The 17,581-nt window shown below is 71.3% G+C and carries 16 protein-coding genes and 1 pseudogene; 11 read left to right on the top strand and 6 right to left on the bottom strand.

Annotation, left to right across the window (positions count from 1 at the left end; all coding sequences use genetic code 11):
* Positions 1 to 147 precede the first annotated feature (147 nt).
* On the bottom strand, positions 148 to 1,218 hold the full coding sequence (locus ACIBKX_RS09225; protein ID WP_363271237.1) for a LacI family DNA-binding transcriptional regulator: 1,071 nt from the start codon (positions 1,216 to 1,218) through the stop codon (positions 148 to 150).
* Positions 1,219 to 1,444: 226 nt separating this feature from the next.
* Between ACIBKX_RS09225 and ACIBKX_RS09220 the strand changes: the two genes are divergently transcribed.
* The 6 genes from ACIBKX_RS09220 to ACIBKX_RS09195 all read left to right on the top strand — a co-directional run bounded on the left by ACIBKX_RS09220 (position 1,445) and on the right by ACIBKX_RS09195 (position 9,794).
* Entirely contained in the window at positions 1,445 to 2,869 is a 1,425-nt protein-coding gene (locus ACIBKX_RS09220) for a M1 family metallopeptidase (protein WP_363271236.1), read from the top strand.
* Positions 2,866 to 5,124 (top strand): right-handed parallel beta-helix repeat-containing protein, encoded by a 2,259-nt coding sequence (locus tag ACIBKX_RS09215; protein ID WP_399375714.1) that lies wholly within the window; start codon positions 2,866 to 2,868, stop codon positions 5,122 to 5,124. Before ACIBKX_RS09220 ends, ACIBKX_RS09215 begins: the two co-directional genes overlap by 4 nt.
* A 44-nt stretch (positions 5,125 to 5,168) precedes the next feature.
* Complete coding sequence (locus ACIBKX_RS09210) at positions 5,169 to 6,353, top strand: Gfo/Idh/MocA family oxidoreductase (RefSeq protein ID WP_363271235.1); 1,185 nt, start codon at positions 5,169 to 5,171, stop codon at positions 6,351 to 6,353.
* 193 nt (positions 6,354 to 6,546) lie between these two features.
* The gene (tdh, locus tag ACIBKX_RS09205) at positions 6,547 to 7,575 is read left to right on the top strand and encodes an L-threonine 3-dehydrogenase (RefSeq protein ID WP_363271453.1); all 1,029 of its coding nucleotides are present in this window, start codon (positions 6,547 to 6,549) and stop codon (positions 7,573 to 7,575) included.
* 53 nt (positions 7,576 to 7,628) lie between these two features.
* A complete protein-coding gene (locus ACIBKX_RS09200) occupies positions 7,629 to 8,837 on the top strand; it encodes a glycine C-acetyltransferase (protein ID WP_363271234.1) in 1,209 nt (402 codons plus the stop codon).
* 57 nt (positions 8,838 to 8,894) lie between these two features.
* Positions 8,895 to 9,794, top strand: a complete 900-nt coding sequence (locus ACIBKX_RS09195; RefSeq protein WP_363271233.1) for a LysR family transcriptional regulator — start codon at positions 8,895 to 8,897, stop codon at positions 9,792 to 9,794.
* Positions 9,795 to 9,839: 45 nt separating this feature from the next.
* On the opposite strand, the gene ACIBKX_RS09190 is transcribed toward ACIBKX_RS09195, so the two are convergent.
* Positions 9,840 to 10,178, bottom strand: a complete 339-nt coding sequence (locus tag ACIBKX_RS09190; RefSeq protein ID WP_363271232.1) for a hypothetical protein — start codon at positions 10,176 to 10,178, stop codon at positions 9,840 to 9,842.
* Between the two features lie 87 nt (positions 10,179 to 10,265).
* Here ACIBKX_RS09190 and ACIBKX_RS09185 point away from each other — a divergent pair, with 87 nt between their 5' ends.
* Positions 10,266 to 10,898 carry an RNA polymerase sigma factor gene (locus ACIBKX_RS09185; RefSeq protein ID WP_363271231.1) on the top strand — a complete coding sequence of 211 codons (633 nt, stop codon included), beginning with the start codon at positions 10,266 to 10,268 and terminating at the stop codon, positions 10,896 to 10,898.
* On the top strand, positions 10,891 to 11,874 hold the full coding sequence (locus tag ACIBKX_RS09180; RefSeq protein WP_363271230.1) for a CU044_5270 family protein: 984 nt from the start codon (positions 10,891 to 10,893) through the stop codon (positions 11,872 to 11,874). Before ACIBKX_RS09185 ends, ACIBKX_RS09180 begins: the two co-directional genes overlap by 8 nt.
* A gap of 10 nt (positions 11,875 to 11,884) precedes the next feature.
* Here the strand turns inward: ACIBKX_RS09180 and ACIBKX_RS09175 are convergent.
* The 3 genes and pseudogenes from ACIBKX_RS09175 to ACIBKX_RS09165 form a co-directional block, all read right to left on the bottom strand.
* Positions 11,885 to 11,986 (bottom strand): annotated as a pseudogene (locus tag ACIBKX_RS09175) (endonuclease); the annotation flags it as partial.
* A 24-nt stretch (positions 11,987 to 12,010) separates the two neighbouring features.
* The gene (locus ACIBKX_RS09170) at positions 12,011 to 12,529 is read right to left on the bottom strand and encodes a hypothetical protein (RefSeq protein ID WP_363271229.1); all 519 of its coding nucleotides are present in this window, start codon (positions 12,527 to 12,529) and stop codon (positions 12,011 to 12,013) included.
* Between the two features lie 13 nt (positions 12,530 to 12,542).
* The gene (locus tag ACIBKX_RS09165) at positions 12,543 to 13,304 is read right to left on the bottom strand and encodes a sulfite exporter TauE/SafE family protein (protein ID WP_363271228.1); all 762 of its coding nucleotides are present in this window, start codon (positions 13,302 to 13,304) and stop codon (positions 12,543 to 12,545) included.
* 101 nt (positions 13,305 to 13,405) lie between these two features.
* Between ACIBKX_RS09165 and ACIBKX_RS09160 the strand changes: the two genes are divergently transcribed.
* A complete protein-coding gene (locus ACIBKX_RS09160; RefSeq protein WP_363271227.1) occupies positions 13,406 to 14,302 on the top strand; it encodes a LysR family transcriptional regulator in 897 nt (298 codons plus the stop codon).
* 11 nt (positions 14,303 to 14,313) lie between these two features.
* Here the strand turns inward: ACIBKX_RS09160 and ACIBKX_RS09155 are convergent, their stop codons facing one another.
* On the bottom strand, positions 14,314 to 15,420 hold the full coding sequence (locus tag ACIBKX_RS09155; RefSeq protein WP_363271226.1) for a LacI family DNA-binding transcriptional regulator: 1,107 nt from the start codon (positions 15,418 to 15,420) through the stop codon (positions 14,314 to 14,316).
* Between the two features lie 179 nt (positions 15,421 to 15,599).
* On the opposite strand from ACIBKX_RS09155, the gene ACIBKX_RS09150 reads away from it, so the two are divergent.
* Both ACIBKX_RS09150 and ACIBKX_RS09145 read left to right on the top strand, forming a co-directional pair.
* A complete protein-coding gene (locus tag ACIBKX_RS09150) occupies positions 15,600 to 16,478 on the top strand; it encodes an ABC transporter permease (RefSeq protein WP_399375713.1) in 879 nt (292 codons plus the stop codon).
* 53 nt (positions 16,479 to 16,531) lie between these two features.
* Positions 16,532 to 17,560: an ABC transporter substrate-binding protein gene (locus tag ACIBKX_RS09145; protein WP_363271224.1), complete on the top strand. Its 1,029-nt coding sequence runs from the start codon at positions 16,532 to 16,534 to the stop codon at positions 17,558 to 17,560.
* The last annotated feature ends 21 nt before the right edge of the window (positions 17,561 to 17,581 follow it).

Genomic DNA, 17,581 nt, shown 5'->3' with positions numbered 1-17,581 from the left:
GGGGCAGCGGAGTGGGGGAGCGAGGCGCGTGAGCGATTCCGCGACAGCATGTAAGCGGTTGCTATGCGGAGGCAAGAGGGCTCGGCATCTTTCTATGTTCTTTCTGTCCGGGCCCGGCCCGGCCGGGATCCCGAGCGCCTTAACCGGTTACATCGTTTGGTCCGCCGGGCGAGCCCGACGGGCCACCGAATCCCGCACCACGATGTGCGTCCCCAGCCTCAGACCGCCCTCCGGCGGCGCCTGCCACGCCTCGCTCTCCGCGTCGGGCACCGCGAGCCGCACCGCCTGCCGGCCCATCTCCTCCAGCGGGACGTGCACGGTGGTCAGGCGCGGTCGCAGCATCTGGGCCGCGGGGACATCGTCGTACCCCACCAGGGACACGTCGTCGGGGACCCGCAGGCCCGCCTCCTCCAGAGCCTGCAGCGCACCGATCGCCACCATGTCGTTCGCGGCGAAGACCGCGCTGAACATGAGCCCGGACGCGAGCAGTTCGGCCAGCCTGCGGTGGCCGAAGGCCGGGCTGAACGCGCCGGTGTGCACCAGCTCGGGCGCGGGCGTCACGCCGCGCAGTTCCAGGGCCCTGCGGTGGCCCGCGAGGCGGTCGTGGGTGGTGGAGAGTTCGGGCGGGCCGCCCAGGTAGAGGATGCGCTCGTGGCCCTGCGTGAGGAGATGGTCGGTGAGGGCGAAGGCGCCGCCCTCGTTGTCGTACTCCACGGAGCGGGTCGGCACGTCGCGGCCCACCGACGGCCTGCCGCACAGCACCAGCCGCGCCCCGCCCGCGTGCAGGTCCCGTGCCCTGCGGGCGACTTCACGGGCGTACGCGCGATCCGAGTGCGCGCCGCCGACCAGGACCACCGCGTCCGCCCGCTGCTCGTGCAGCAGGTCGACGAAGGCCAGCTCGCGCCGGGGGTCGCCGTGGGTGCAGCAGACCATGCAGAGCCGTCCGGCCTCCGACGCCGCACGCTCGACGCCGCGCGCGATATGGGCGAAGAACGGGTCCACGACGTCCTGCACGATGATGCCGACGGTCCGGCTGGAGGTCCCGGCGAGCGCCCGCGCATGGGCGTTCACGACATAGCCGAGTTCCCGGACGGCCGCCTCGACACGCTCCCGAGTGGCCCGCGCGACCGGGTAGTTGCCGTTCAGGACGCGCGAAACGGTGGCCGACGAGACCTCCGCGCGCCGCGCCACATCGATGACCGTCGCCCGTCGCGGCACTGGCCGCCCCCTCCCGAAGCCGTAAGCGGTGCTCAGACAGTAAGCGTGTACTGGCAGGCGTCGGCGTGCCAGAGGGTTGGCGAAGTTTTGTCCAAGTGCACGGCCGGTCGAGGGTGTTGACGCTGACGGTAAGCGATTACTACGTTGCGGCCCCATGGCTGAGAACAGGACCCGAACCGTACGTGTTCGCAGTACCCGGACCATCCGTGCTCGCAGTGCCCGGACCATGCGTGCCGCGACGGCGACCGCGGCCGTGGCCGCCTCCCTCGCGCTCGCCCTCCCCGCTCATGCCGCGCCCTTCGACCCGACCCCGGGCTCGGACGGACTCGGCGACCCGCTGTTCCCGACGCTGGGCAACGGCGGCTACGACGTACGCCATTACGACCTCTCCTTCGACTTCACGCCGGTGACGTACGACTTCACCGGCACCATGAAGATCAAGGCGAGAGCCACCCAGGACCTGTCGACCTTCAATCTCGACGTCGACTCGCTGGCCATCGATGCGATCAAGGTCGATGGAGAGAAGGCCACCTGGTCCATCGGCCCCGGCCAGTCCGGGCAGGAGCTCACCGTCACCCCGGCGCGGGCGCTGCGCGACGAAGCAGCCTTCGACGTCGAGCTGACCTATCACGGCAACGGCAGGACCAAGCCGGTCGGCGCACCCGGCTGGCGCTACATGTCCGACGGCGGATTCGCCTCCGCCGCCCAGGCCTCCCGCGCCGACACCTTCGCCCCGGTCAACGACCACCCCTCCGACAAGGCCACCTGGTCCTTCCACCTCACCGCGCCGGACGGCTGGACGCCCGGCGCCAACGGCAACCTCACCGGGACCCGCGACGCCGGCGCCAAGAAGATCTGGGACTTCTCCCTCAAGTCCCCCATGGCGCCCGAACTGCTCGGCATCTCCGTCAACAAGCAGACCTATGTGTACGGGCGTGGCCCGCACGGAGTGAAGCTGCGCCACCTCATCCCCGAGGACCAGCAGGCCAAGTACCGGCCCATCGCCGAGGAGACCGGCGGGCAGCTCGACTGGCTGGAGAAGACCCTCGGGGTGCGCTACCCCTTCGACACCTACGGCGTGCAGATCGTCCGGGACGGCTACAGCGACGCGTTGGAAAACCAGACCCTGTCGCTCTTCGGCCCTTCGTGGTTCGACCGCCCCACCTACTCCACCACCATGATCCACGAGCTGACCCACCAGTGGTTCGGCGACTCCGTCACCCCTTCCACCTGGCAGGACGCCTGGATGAACGAGGGGCCCGCCGTCTACTACGCGGCCGTCTGGGCGGACCAGAAGGGCTTCCAGCCCATCGAGGAGAAGATGAAGACCGCGTACGCCAAACTCGACGCGGTCCGCAAGACCGACGGCCCGCCCGGAAAGCCCACCGGGCTCGGCGGCTTCAACATCTACGACGGCGCCGCCGTCACCCTCTACGCCCTCAACCAGCAGGTGGGCCAGGAGCGGTTCGAGGCCGTCATGAAGTCCTGGCTGACCAAGCACCGGCACGGCAACGCCTCCACGCAGGACTTCATCGACAACGCCGTCAAGGTCACCGGGGACGAATCGGTCGGCACGTTCCTGGACCACTGGCTGTTCGACCTCGACAACCCGCCGATGCCGGGCCACCCGGACTGGGAGGCCGCGAAGTGAGGCGCCCACGCATCGCCGCCGCGGCCCTCGCGGTCGCCGCCATCGGTGCCGTCATCGCCCCGCAGAGCGCCCAGGCGGCCCAGGCCGACCAGGCCGCTCGGGCCGCCCAGGGCCCCAAGGTCCTGCACGCGGCACCGAAAGGCTCCGGTGCGGACTGCACCGCCACCCGACCCTGCACCCCGCAAGCCGCCCGCGACGCCGCACGTGACGTCGGCGGTCAGGACGTACGCATCGAACTCGCCGACGGCACCTACGAGTTGAGCGAGCCGCTGAAGCTGGGCGCCCAGGACTCCGGGCGCGACGGGCACACCGTCACCTGGACCGCCGCGCGCGGCGCCGAGCCGGTCCTGTCCGGCGGGCGGACGCTCAAGGGCTGGTCCCGGGCCGACGACGGCACCTGGACCGCCGAGGTCCCCGAAGGGATCACGCCGCGCCAGCTCTTCGTGGACGGCGAACGGGCGGTACGCGCGCGTGGCGCCGCCTGCGCAGCCGGCACCTGTGACGCCACCAAGACCGGCATGACGGGCGCCGAGGCCACCGGAATCACCACATGGCGGCGCCCCACCGGCGCCGAGGCCGTCGTCAAGGTCCGCTGGCGCAACTACCACTGCCGCATCGCCTCCGTGACGGGCGATCAGCTCACCTTCGCCCAGCCCTGCTGGACCAACTCCGCGAGCGGCACCAACCGCACGGGCCCGGCCTGGGACTCCACCACCGTCGACTCGTCGCGCTACTCCGGAGTGGCCTTCTTCGAGAACGCCCGCGAACTCCTCGACAAGCCCGGCGAGTTCGTCTGGGACGCCGAGGACCGCACCGTGACCTATCTGCCGCGCGCGGGCGAGGACATGCGGCACGCGCGCGTGCTCACTCCCGTGACCGAGCGGCTCATGGTCGTCGACGGCGCGCACGACCTGCGCATCGAGGGTATCGGCTTCGCGTACGCCGCCTACGGCCAGCCCTCCACCGACGAGGGGTACGCGGGTACACAGGCGGGCCTCACCCTCACGGGCGCCACCGGCCCCGTCGACCACGCGGGCCGCCACTACACCAAGCCGAGCGCGGCCCTCACGGTGCGCGGCGGTCGCCATGTCGCCGTCAGGGCCGCGGAGTTCACGCATCTGGGCGGCGCCGGAGTCATCTTCGAGTCCGGCACCAAGGACTCCTCGGTCACCCGCTCCCGCTTTACCGATCTGTCGTCCGGCGCCGCGTACATCGGCGACACCGAGCCCAGCCCGGCCGCCGGCCTCGCGGGCGAGCGGAACACCGTCGCGTACAACACGATCCGCCGCGTCGGCGTCGAGTACACGGACGCCGTGGGCATCTGGGCCGGCTACGAGGCCGGTCTTACCGTCGACCACAACACCCTCCAGGACCTGCCCTACTCCGGAATCTCCGTCGGCTGGGGCTGGAACCAGCCCGAGGCCCAGAAGTCCGTCCTGCGCGACAACCGGATCACGGACAACCGGATCACCGACGTGATGCGCGTCGAGCACGCCCAGCATGACGGCGGCGCCATCTACACCCAGGGCGCCCAGCCCGGCACGGTCGTCTCCGGCAACTACATCAACCGCTCCGCCTACGGGAACACCGAGCGCGACGGCAACGGCATCTACCTCGACGAGCAGTCCTCGCACATCAGGGTCGAGGGCAACGTCATCACGCGCATCGGCTACAAGTGGGTCTCCAACTGGGCCGATTACGGCATCCAGAACCTCGCCACCGGCAACTGGACCGACACCGACGCCCCGGCCCTCACCGGCACAGGTTCGACGATGAAGGACAACCACACGAAGCTCGACCGGCTGCCCGCCGAAGCACTCGCAGTGGCCGCCCGCGCGGGCGCGAACGGGGCCCCCGCCGAACAGCTCCGCCCCGACCTCGCGCGCACCGGCACCGCCTCCCAGTCCTCCACGGACGGCACGGCCCAGGCGGCGTACGCGACCGACGGCGACACCTCCACCGACACCCGCACGCTCGCCGAGGCGGGCGCCTGGTGGCAGGTCGACCTCGGTGACGTACGGCGCGTCGGGCAGGTCGAGGTCTGGAACAACACCTCCATGACCACGGCCGACTTCGACGTCCAGCTCTCCAGGACGGCCGACTTCGCCGACGCCAGGACCCTCCACGTCGACGGTCGGGCCTTGCGGCCCACACTCCTCGACACGGAAGCGGAAGCCAGATACATAAGGATCAAGCTCACCGGCACGGGACGCGTGGCGCTCGCGCACGTACTCGTGCACCCTGCACGTACATAGGCAACACCCGCACCCGCACAGGTATTTGTACGGAAAGGCACACCATGACCGACCTCCGTCTCGGCGTCCTCGGATACGGCTTGCGCGGTTCGCTCGCCCGCACCGCCCACCGGCCAGGAGCGGGCTCCCGCGTCACCGCGCTCGCGGACCACGACGACACCGCACGGACGGAGGCGGCCGTGGCCTTCCCGGACGCCCGGATATCCACCGACCACCGCAAGGTCGTCGAGGACCCCGACGTCGACGCGGTCGTCGTCCTCACCCCCGACCACACCCACGCGCAACTCGCCTGCGAAGCCCTGCGCCAGAAGAAGCCCGTCTTCGTGGAGAAGCCCCTGGAGATCGGCATCGAGGCCTGCGACGAGATCCTGCGCACCGCCCACGAGACCGGAACACGCCTCTACGTAGGCCACAACATGCGCCACATGCCGGTCGTCAGGCTGATGCGCGACATCATCGAGCGCGGCGAGATCGGCGAGGTCAAGACGGTCTGGGTACGCCATTTCGTCGCCTACGGAGGCGACTGGTACTTCAAGGACTGGCACGCCGAACGGAGGCACACCACCGGCCTGTTGCTCCAGAAGGCCGCCCACGACATCGACGTACTGCACTGGCTCGCCAGCGGCTACGCCCGCCGGGTGCAGGCGCTCGGCGACCTCATGGTCTACGGAGACAACCCGCACCGCCGCGCGCCGGGCGAGCCGAAGAGCGACGACTGGTACACCAAGGACGGCCACTGGCCGCCGCACACCCAGCGCGACCTCAACCCCGTCATCGACGTCGAGGACGTCTCCCTGGTCAACATGCGCCTGGACAACGGGGTGTTGGCCTCCTACCAGCAGTGCCACTTCACCCCCGACTACTGGCGCAACTACACCGTCATCGGCGACGCGGGCCGCCTGGAGAACTTCGGCGACGGACCCGGCGGCGTGGTGAAGGTCTGGAACTCCCGCCGGTCCGGCTACCGCGGTGAGGCCGACGCCGAGTACCCGGTGCCGGACGCCCAGGACGAGGGCGGCCACGGCGGCTCCGACCCGCTGCTCATCGACGAGTTCGTCCGCTTCGTACGCGAAGGAGGCCGCACCGACACCTCGCCGGTGGCCGCCCGGATGGCCGTCGCGGCGGGTGTGCGCGCCACGCAGTCGCTGCGGGACGGCGGCACACCGCGCGAGGTGCCGCCGCTCGACCCCGAGCTGATCGCCTACTTCGAGCGCGGCCAGGAGCGGTGAGGGGACGGGCCTGCGAGAACGGGACTGAGTGCACGGGCCTGAGTGAACGGGCCTGCGACCTCGGGCCTGGGACCTCGGGCCTGAAGGAAAGCTGCGGCGGCGCTTAAGAAATCCTCGATGGACCAGGGCGCCGCCGTACGGAAGATTCCTGTGTCGTCGGGGGAAGTAGCGACGTACGACAGGAGCCGTGGCGTTGAAGGCGCTGGTCAAGGAGAAGGCGGAGCCGGGACTCCGGCTGATGGACGTACCGGAGCCGGTCATCGGTCACGGCGACGTCCTGATCAAGGTGCTGCGCACCGGGATCTGCGGGACGGATCTGCACATCCGTGACTGGGACGGCTGGGCGCAGGGCGCCGTCACGGCGCCGCTGGTCGTCGGGCACGAGTTCGTCGGCGAGGTCGTCGAGACCGGCCGTGACGTCGTCGACATCAAGGCCGGCGACCTGGTCAGCGGCGAGGGCCACCTGGTCTGCGGAAAGTGCCGCAACTGCCAGGCGGGCCGGCGTCACCTGTGCCGGGCGACGGTCGGACTCGGCGTCGGCAGGGACGGGGCGTTCGCGGAGTACGTCGCGCTGCCCGCGAGCAATGTGTGGGTGCACCGCGTCCCCGTCGACCTCGACGTCGCGGCGATCTTCGACCCGTTCGGCAACGCGGTGCACACCGCGCTGTCCTTCCCGCTGGTCGGCGAGGACGTGCTGATCACCGGCGCGGGCCCGATCGGCCTGATGGCCGCGGCCGTGGCCCGGCACGCGGGCGCCCGCAACGTCGTCATCACCGACGTCAGCGAGGAGCGCCTCGACCTGGCCCGCAAGGTCGGCGCGAGCCTGGCCCTGAACGTCTCCGAGGCCACCATCGCCGACGGCCAGCGCGAACTCGGCCTGCGCGAGGGCTTCGACGTCGGCCTGGAGATGTCCGGCAACCCCGTCGCGATGCGCGACATGCTCGCCAACATGACGCACGGCGGGAAGATCGCCATGCTCGGTCTGCCGTCCGACGAGTTCGCCGTCGACTGGTCCCGGATCGTCACCTCGATGATCACGATCAAGGGCATCTACGGCCGGGAGATGTTCGAGACCTGGTACTCCATGTCGGTGCTGCTCGAAGGCGGCCTCGACCTGGCCCCCGTGATCACGGGACGCTACGGACACCGCGACTTCGAGGCGGCCTTCGACGACGCGGCGAGCGGCCGCGGCGGCAAGGTCATCCTCGACTGGACCTCCTGAACCGACGTCCTGCCCCGACCTCCTGACCGACCTCTTCTTTAAAGGAAGTCACCATGTTCGACTCCGTACGCGACGATCTCCAGGCCACCCTCGACGAGATCGCCGCCGCGGGACTGCACAAGCCCGAGCGCGTCATCGGCACCCCGCAGTCCGCCACCGTCGCCGTCACGGCGGGGGGCCGCCCCGGTGACGTACTGAACTTCTGCGCGAACAACTACCTCGGTCTCGCCGACCACCCCGAGGTCGTCGCCGCCGCCCACCAGGCGCTCGACCGCTGGGGCTACGGCATGGCCTCGGTCCGCTTCATCTGCGGCACGCAGGAGGTGCACAAGGAGCTGGAGGGGCGCCTCTCCGCGTTCCTCGGCCAGGAGGACACGATCCTCTACTCCTCCTGCTTCGACGCGAACGGCGGCGTCTTCGAGACGCTGCTCGGCGCGGAGGACGCGGTCATCTCCGACGCGCTCAACCACGCGTCGATCATCGACGGCATCCGGCTGTCGAAGGCCCGCCGCTTCCGGTACGCCAACCGTGACATGGCCGACCTGGAGCAGCAGCTGAAGGAGGCCGCCGGAGGCGGCGCCCGCCGCAAGCTCATCGTCACCGACGGCGTCTTCTCCATGGACGGGTACGTCGCCCCGCTCCGGGAGATCTGCGACCTCGCCGAGCGCTACGACGCGATGGTGATGGTCGACGACTCGCACGCCGTCGGCTTCGTCGGCCCCGGCGGCCGCGGCACCCCCGAACTGCACGGCGTCATGGACCGCGTCGACATCATCACGGGTACGTTGGGCAAGGCGCTCGGCGGTGCCTCGGGCGGCTACGTCGCGGCCCGCGCGGAGATCGTCGCGCTGCTGCGCCAGCGCTCGCGCCCGTACCTCTTCTCGAACACGCTCGCCCCGGTGATCGCCGCGGCCTCCCTGAAGGTCCTCGACCTCCTGGAGTCCGCGGGCGACCTGCGCGAGCGGCTCGCCGAGAACACCGCGCTGTTCCGCTCCCGGATGACCGAGGAGGGCTTCGACATCCTCCCGGGCGACCACGCGATCGCCCCGGTCATGATCGGCGACGCCTCGGTGGCGGGCCGGATGGCCGAGCTGCTCCTGGAGCGCGGCGTGTACGTGATCGGCTTCTCCTACCCGGTGGTGCCGCAGGGCGCGGCCCGTATCCGCGTGCAGCTGTCGGCCGCGCACTCCACACAGGACGTGAACCGCGCGGTGGACGCGTTCGTGGCGGCCCGCGCGGAGCTGGACGCCGCGGGTGCCTAGGGCCGCCAGCGGGGCCCTTGGTGTCACAGGGGCGGCCGGTTTGGGAGAATTGGCCGCATGATCGAAGCGCGGCGGCTGCACATCCTCCGTGCGGTGGCCGACCACCGCACCGTGACGGCCGCTGCCGCCGCGCTCTACCTCACCCCGTCCGCGGTCTCCCAGCAGCTGACCGCCCTGGAGCAGGAGACGGGTCACCGCCTCGTCGAGCGGGGCGCGCGCGGGGTGAGCCTCACGCCCGCCGGCGAGATCCTGCTCGCCCACACGAACGCGGTCCTCGCCCAGCTGGAGCGGGCCGAGGCGGAGCTCGCCGCGTACAGCTCGGGAGCGGCGGGCACGGTGACCGTGGCGTCCTTCGCCACCGGCATCGGCCTGGTCGTCGGCCCCGCCCTCGCCCGCCTCGCCACGTCGGCGCCCGGCATAAGGGTGCGGGTCCAGGACGCCGAGGGCGACGCGAGCCTGCCGATGGTGCTCGACCGGCAGGTGGATGTCGCGGTGGCCGTCGAGTACCGCGGCGCACCCGGCGCCGACGACCCCCGGCTCACCCGCGTCCCCCTCTACGCCGAGCCCTTCGACGCGGTGCTCCCGGTGACGCACCGCCTCGCGGACGCCGAGCGGGTGCCGCTCGCGGAGCTGGCCAAGGACGCGTGGATCGGCCCCTTCGCCGGGAACCCCTGCCATGACGTGGTGATCCTCGCCTGCGAGGCGGCGGGCTTCCAGCCGCTCCTCGAACACTGGTCGGACGACTTCCGCGCGGTCGTCGCCCTCGCCTCGGCGGGCGTGGGCGTCGCCCTCGTGCCGCGCTCCGCGCTGCGGGGCATGGACCTCTCCGGCGTCGTGATCCGCCCGGTGGACGGCGTGGCCCCCACCCGCCGGGTCTTCGCGGCGGTGCGGTGCGGGGCGGAGGAGCATCCGCTGATCCGTCCGGTCCTTGACGCCTTGGGGGAGGCGGCGGGGTAGGACCTGGTCGGTGCCTGCCCTCTTGGAGTATCGGCAAGCGCTCTGTCACCGATCCCGCCGGCTTGTGCCGTGCGGGTCCGTGACGAACCGGGCGACTCGTTCGCGCACGCCGAGTTCGCCGAGGCCTGGAGCCTCGAGGCCTGGAGCCGGATAATCCCGTGTTCGATGCCCTGGAGCTGTCCGGGTTCCGCACGCGCCTGGTCGGTCGAGCGCCTCGATGACTGATGGAACGGCCACCCGCTCGACCGCACCCGTGTCAGCCACCTTGCCCGACTCGACGGCTTCGACGGCCTCGACGGCTTCGACGGCTTCGACGGCTTCGACGGCCTCAACGGCTTCGACGGCGAAGCGCGTGGTGTGGAGTTCGACGCCGGGGCCCGGCAAGGAGAGGGAACCGCTTCGGCGCGATCGGCGAAGGACAGGTGAAAGCCCAAGTATTCGAGCATCGTCCCCTGGACGAGAGGAGCCCCGATGACCGTCGGACCAGGCGTCGGCATCGACACCGCGCGTGCCGATGCGGAGAGCGACGCCTCAGTGATCGCGCGGTCCCGGGATGAGCCAGAGGCGTTCGCCGCGCTCTTCGACCGGCACGCCGACGCCGTGCACCGCTATGTGGCCCGCCGCCTCGGCGGCGAGGTCGCCGATGACCTCGTGGCGGAGACCTTCACCGCCGCATTCCAGCAGCGGCATCGCTACGACCCGGCCCGCGGCGCGGGCACCGACGCCCGGCCCTGGCTGTTCGGCATAGCGACCAACTTGGTCGGCCGGCACCGGCGGGCCGAGGCCCGCCGGTTCAAGGCCATGGCCCGGGTCCCGGCCCCCGCCGACCACGACGAGCCGCTGGCCGACCGGGCCGCGGACCGGGTGGTGGCGGGGGCCGTACGCCGCGAGCTGGCGGCGGCGCTGGCCGCGCTGCCCGCTCGGCACCGGGACGTGCTGCTGCTGGTGGCCTGGGGGGATCTCGGCTACGGGGAGGCGGCCCAGGCCCTCGGTATCCCCGTGGGCACGGTCAGATCACGGCTGCACCGAGCTCGCAGCAAGCTGCGCGAAGCACTGGGCGGATCCAATCCGACGGCACTGCGAGAGGTATCCGACCATGAGTGACGAACTCGAACTCTTGAGGGAGTGGGACGCGGACGCGGCCCCGCTCACCGGTCCGGCCCGGGACCGGGCCCGGCACCGGCTGCTCAACGCGATGGCCCACGAGGACCAGCGCACCGGTACCGGCACCGGCCCCAGCCGCCGCCATGCACTGCGCCTCGCGGCGGCCGCAGCGGTCGCCACGGCGGTCACGGGGACGGCGGTGCTGATCGGCACGGACGGCTCCGGCGAGGGCGGCACACCGGGCACGAGCACCCCGCGGGTGGAGAACGCCGCCGCGACGGTGCTGAACGGGGCGGCGGAGTGGGAGCGCGAGCAGGAGAAGGAGCCGGTGGCGCCGCGCGACGACCAGTTCATCTACTCGAAGCGGATCATCAAGGAGACGGAGCAGAAGACCGGCAAGGTCAAGAGCTACACCGACGAGATGTGGGACTCGGTGGACGTCTCCAAGCGCTCCTTGTCCATGGAACTGGGCCGCGAGATGTGGGAGGAGCCCGCGGGGAAGGGCGGCGGGGTGTGGCCGCCCCGGAAGTGGAGCGAGCTGAAGAAGCTGCCCCAGGACCCGGAGAAGCTCATCTTGGCCATCCTCTCCTCAGGCTCCCGCAGCGGGTCCGACGACCGGTCGATCAGCGATCTCGACAAGCCCGATCGGTACGAGGCCTACTGGCTGCTCGGCGAGCTCCTGAAGAACCCGGTGCTGCCCCAGGGACTGCGCCCCGCGGCGTACGAGGCGCTGGCCGTCGTGCCCGGCGTCAAGACCATCCCGGGAGTGAAGGACTCCGCCGGGCGGACCGGGGTGGGGATCGCCCATACCGGGCGTGGGTCCTACAAGAGCAAGTACCTGATCTTCGACCCGGAGTCGTATGAATTCCTGGGCTTCCGTGACGAGCGGATCTCGGCTGACGGGAAGAAGAAGTACGTCCAGCTGTCGCACGTAGTGGACTGGGGGATCGTCGACCGGGTGAGGCAGCGCCCGTAGGCCGCCGTCCCGCGGCCGGGACCCGCAGGGCCGCCGACACCGGCAGATGGTCGTCGGCGGCCCTGAGGTCTGCCTCCGGGAGGTCAGTTGGGGTGCCACAGCCGAAGAGCTGGCCACGCGAAGGCCCCGCCGCACGTCAAGACCCCCTCTTCGGGGATCTGCGCGCAAGGCCGCCGGACACCGGCTCGGCGCCGAGGCCGTCTCCGTCGCCGTCCATGTGCCGCAGCACCCAGTCGTCGAGGTCGCGGGCGGCTTCTTGCGGGGCTTCGGCCAGGTACGCCGACCACCAGCTCGCCGCGCCGCGGGCGCAGTCGGAATCCTGCCGGAAGAGATCCTCGGCCGGCGCGAATCGCACACGGGCGCTCTGCGCCGACACGCCCAGGACATCCCCGACGAGCTGCCAGCTCGCGCCGCCGACCCGCTCGAAGACCGCGGCGTCTTCCAGCAACTGCCGGGCGGACCTGAGCAGTTGGGCCGCTTCGGCCAGTACGGCACCGGGGGAGTGGACGGTCCCGTCCGGACACAGCTCGTGCGCGCCGACCGGGACGGCGGTGCGCGCGAGGTCGGCCAACTCGTAGGCCGCGTACGCCGCAACGAGCCGGGCCCGAGCCGTGCGGGCGTACGAAGCGGCGGATCCGGATGCGTCTTCCCTCATGTTCGCTCCGCCCTCAGCCGCGCAGGAAATACAGGACCGTCATCGTCACGGCGACGGTCAGGATGATGCCCCGCAGCAGCCGCGCGGAGAGCCGGCGTGCGAGGTGGGCGCCGGTGAAGCCGCCGGCCACCGCGCCCACCAGCATGGCCGTGAGCACCAGCGGGGCGTTCAGCGCGTCCGAGGCGACCAGGAACAGCGCCGTCGCGCTGAGATTGATCGCCGCGATCTGCGCGACCCGCATCGGATTGCCGGTCGCCGTGTCGAGTCCGAGGCCGATGCTCCACACGGCCAGCATCACGATGCCTACGGCTCCGCCGAAGTATCCGCCGTACAGCGCGAGCAGGAACTGGCCGATCAGGACGGCGCGGGAGCCCATGCCCACCGGGCGGCCGAGCGCGCTGGTCAGCGCCCGCGACAAGGGCCGCCCGAAGGCGAGGACCAGCGTGGCGAAGGCCAGCAGCCAGGGCACCGCCGCGTCGAACGAGGCCGCGGGCAGGGTCAGCAGCAGGACGGCGCCGAGCGCGCCGCCCACCGCGCTGACAGTGGTCAGGGCACGCGTCGACGCCGGGCCCACCGGGGCCATTTCGCGCCGGTAGACCCATCCGCTGACCACGGCGCCGGGGACCAGGGCGATGGTCGACGACGCGTTCGCCGTGACCGGGGGCAGGCCGACGGCGACCAGGGCGGGCAGCGCCACGAAAGTGCCGCCGCCACCGACGGAGTTCAGCGCTCCGGCGGCGACACCGGCTGCGAGGACGAGCAGTATCTCGGACATCCGGACGAGCATCGCCCGGTGACGGCCCGCTCCACAATGCGTAATCGGTGTACCCAGCCTAAGGCTGGAACAGAGGCTGACCGGCGCCTATGCTGCGCCAGATGCGCTACGACCTCGACGATCTTCGGCTGTTCCTCGCCATCGTGGCCGAGGGTTCGATCACTGCGGGCGCCCGCCGGACGCATCTGAGCCTGCCGTCGGCCAGCGCCCGCGTCCGCTCGCTGGAGCACCAGGCAGGCGTGGAGCTGCTGATCCGGGGCCGCCGCGGCGTGCGGCCCACCCCGGCGGGCACGACGCTGGCCCGCCATGCGCGCGAGGTCATCGCCCAGACCGTGCGTCTGGAGAGCGCCGTCGCGGGTTACACCACGCCGCCGACGGCTCCGCTGACTTTGCTGGCCGGCGGTTCCGCGATGCACCGGCTTGTGCCGCGGGCGCTGATCTCGTTCCTCAGGGCGCACCCGGACGTCGACGTCGAGGTCTCCGAGCGGCGCACCCCGCAGACGGTGCGTAAGCTCGCGAACGGCGAGGCGGAGCTGGGGGTCGTGGTCGACGACGAGGCGCGCGACCGGGGCCTGGAGATGGAACCGCTCGGCGACGACTCCCTCGTCGTCATCGGCCAGGCAGGCGGGGTCCTCGCCGGGCGGACCGCGCTCACCTACAGCGAGGCCGCCGAGCACCCGCTGGTCGGCGTCGACGCCGACTCCTCGCTGGGGCGCTGGATCGAGAAGCACCTTCCGGCGCACGCACCGGTCGCCCGGCACCGCACCAGCGTCGCCCACCTCAACGTGGTCGTCTCCCTCGCGGCGGCCGGAGTCGGCCTCGCGGTCGTACCCCGCCGCGCGATCGACCCCAGCCAGCCCCTGGACGTATGCGAACTCCAGGACCCCTGGGCCCGCCGCCAACTCCTGCTGGCCTGGGGCGTGAAGGACGGTCCGGCGTCGGCGGCGGCGCAGGCGATGGCCGAGCATCTGCGGGCGGCGGCGGGGGAATGGGGGTGAGACGGACCGTCTCATGCGCGGGTGCGTGGTGGCTGTTCGCGCCCCCGCGGCGGAGCCGCGGATGCCGCAGCCCCGTGCCCCTTCGGGGCGCTGCCCGTACTGGCCCGCAACACCACCTCCCCCCGCACCCGCTCCACCCGCGACCGAACCCCCCGCTCCCGCAACGCCAGCGCCATCACGTCCCGCCCCATCCGCGTCAGCGGCAGCGCCACCGTGGTGAGCGGCGGGGCCAGTTCCGCGACCAGGGGGATGTCGTCGAAGCCCGCGAGGGAGATGTCCTCGGGGACCCGCAGGCCCCGCTCGCGCAGTGCGCCGAGCGCCCCCACCGCCATCACGTCGGTCACCGCGAAGACGCACGTCGGGCGCTGCCCGCCGGCCAGCAGTTCGACCGCCGCCGCGTGACCGCCCGCCCGGGTGAACGCGCCCTCCACGACCCGCTCGGGCGGTAGCCCGACCCCCGCTTCGGCCAGCGCGTCGCGGAACCCGGCAAGGCGGTCCGCGACCGTGGTGAGCCGCTCGGGACCGGTCAGTACGGCGAACTCCCGGTGGCCCAGCGAGAGCAGCGCCCGCGCGAGGTCCGCCGCGCCCTCCCGGTTCTCCGGCTGCACCGTGTCGACACGCAGCCCCCGGTGCCGGCTGACGACGGCGACCCGGCCGCCGTCCCGCATATAGGGGGCAAGCTCCGACTCCAACGACCGCTCCCAGGAAGGGTCCTGGAAGCCGGAGCCGATCAGCAGGATCGCGCGGGCCCGCTGCGCCCGCAGCATCGACACGTACGCGATCTCCTGGGCCGGGGCGCGGAACGTGCTGGCGAGCATCACCAGGATCCCCTGCTCGGCGGCGGCCGCCATCACTCCGCTCGCGATCGCCGCGAAGTAGGGGTCGCCGACGTCGTGGCAGATCACGCCGACCGTGTTGTTGGAGGCGCTGGCGAGCGCCTGCGCATGGGCGTTGGGGATGTAGCCCAGCTGCTCCGCCGCGTCGAGCACCCGGCGCCGCAGGTCGTCGCGCACCCGCGTCGTGCCGTTCAGGGCGCGTGACGCGGTGGCGGGCGAGACCCCCGCGGTGCGGGCCACCGCGTGCAGGGTGACATGGACTCCGTGTTCCCGATCGCGCACCGCGCCCCCTCGCCTCGCACCGCGAAACTTCGAGCCGACCTCTTGACCCTGCGCCGAGCCAGTCATTAGCGTGGCTGACACCTTATCAGAAAGCGCTTTCTGAAAGCGTTTTCCGCACCATCGGACCGGCCGATCGCAGCGCCGTCCGAAGCTCCGCGACTGCCTCCGAAGTTCGCCGAATGCCAGGGGAGTTCACCGTGAGCCAGAGCGCACTGCAGGCAACGCCCGCCAAGGCGGCGGGCGTTGCCGAGCGCAGCCGCCCCACGCTTCGGCAGCGCACCGCCGAGGCCGCCGAGAAGAGCTGGCGCCCGCTCGCCCTGCTGCTCGTCTGCTTCGGCGTCTGGTGGTTCATCGCCGCCACCGCGATGGTCGAGGCCTACCTCGTACCCTCGCCGGGCGCCACGCTCGACGTCCTCGTCGACAAGGGCGACTATCTCTGGCAGCACACCTGGGTCACCACGTACGAGACCCTGCTCGGTTTCGCCATCGCCGTCGGAGTCGGCATCCTCTCCGCCGTCGTCATGGTCTACTCGACGACCGTCGAGAAGACCCTCTATCCGATCCTGCTCTTCGCCCAGGTCGTGCCGAAGATCGCGATCGCCCCGCTGTTCGTGGTCTGGCTGGGCTTCGGCATCGCCCCGAAGATCCTGATCGCCGTGCTCATCGCCTTCTTCCCCGTCGTCATCTCGATGGTGACCGGACTCAAGGCCGTCGACCCGGAGATGCTCCAGCTCTCCGCCACCATGGGCGCCCGGCCCTGGCAGACCTTCCTCAAGATCCGCTTCCCGGCGTCGCTGCCGCATCTGTTCTCGGGCCTGAAGGTGGCCGTCACGCTCGCCGTCACCGGAGCCGTCGTCGGCGAGTTCGTCGGCGCCAACGAAGGCCTCGGCTATGTGATCCTCCAGGCCAACGGCAACCTCGACACCCCGATGCTCTTCGCGGGCCTCCTCGTCATGTCACTGATCGGCGTCGTCCTCTTCGTGCTCGTCGAGATCGCCGAGAAGCTGCTGCTCCCGTGGCACGCGAGCCGCAGGGACGTGGCCGCCACCACGTACTGACGGCAACACCTCCCCCCCCAGCCATGATCCCCGTACGCGAGAAGGGCCGTCCCATGCACGCGCGCAGACTGCTCACCGGCCTCGTCCCCCTGGCGCTCGTCGCGGTGACCGCGACGGCCTGCGGCGGTGACGACGACAAGACGAGCACCAGTGACTCCGGCAAGAAGCTCGACAAGGTGACGCTGACCCTCAACTGGTATCCGTACGGCGAACACGCGCCGTTCTACTACGGCGCGAAGCAGAAGATCTTCGAGAAGCACGGCATCGACCTGGAGATCAGGGCGGGCCAGGGCTCACAGAAGACCGTGCAGGCCACCGGCGCGGGGCAGACCGACTTCGGCTGGGCCGACACCCCCGCCGTGCTCGCGGGCGTCGACCAGGGCGTGAAGGTGAAGAGCCTCGGGGTCTTCCTGCAGACCACTCCTGCCTCCGTGCAGTCCTTCGCGGCGCAGGGCGTCAAGTCGCCCGCCGACCTCAAGGGCAAGACCATCGCGGGCACGGCCGGCGACGCGCTCACCAAGACCTTCCCGATCTTCCTGCAGAAGAACGGCATGGAGGTCTCCGACGTCAAGGTCCAGAACACCGACCCGGCGGGCAAGATCGCCGCCGTGATCTCCGGCAAGACGGACGCGCTGCTCGGCTACGCCAGCGACCAGGGGCCCACCATGCAGAACAAGGCGAAGAAGGACGTCTCGTATCTGCGCTTCTCCGAGAACGGCCTGAACTTCTACTCCAACGGCCTGATCGCCGGCGCCAAGGTCCTTGAGGGCAGGGGCGATCTGGCCAAGCGCATGACCGCCGCCGTCAGCGAGTCGTGGGCCGCCGCCGAGAAGAACCCGGAGCCCGCGGTCGCCGCCATGGAGGGCGCCTCCGAGCAACTGCCCCCGGAATCCGTGCTGTCCGAGCAGTTCAAGACCACGCTGACACTGCTGCACACCGACGCCACAGAGGGGAAGGCGCCGGGAGCCAACACCGAGAAGGACTGGCAGCAGACCATCGACGTCTTCGCGGAGGCCGGCATGGTCAAGGACGCCAAGCCCGTCGCGGAGTACTGGGACGCGGCCAAGGGGATCAAGGGCTGAGGGGCGGCAGGGGAATGGCGA

The sequence above is a fragment of the Streptomyces sp. NPDC050658 genome, from assembly GCF_044457025.1.
GTDB lineage: Bacteria > Actinomycetota > Actinomycetes > Streptomycetales > Streptomycetaceae > Streptomyces.
This window is presented reverse-complemented; position numbering and strand designations above follow the sequence as displayed.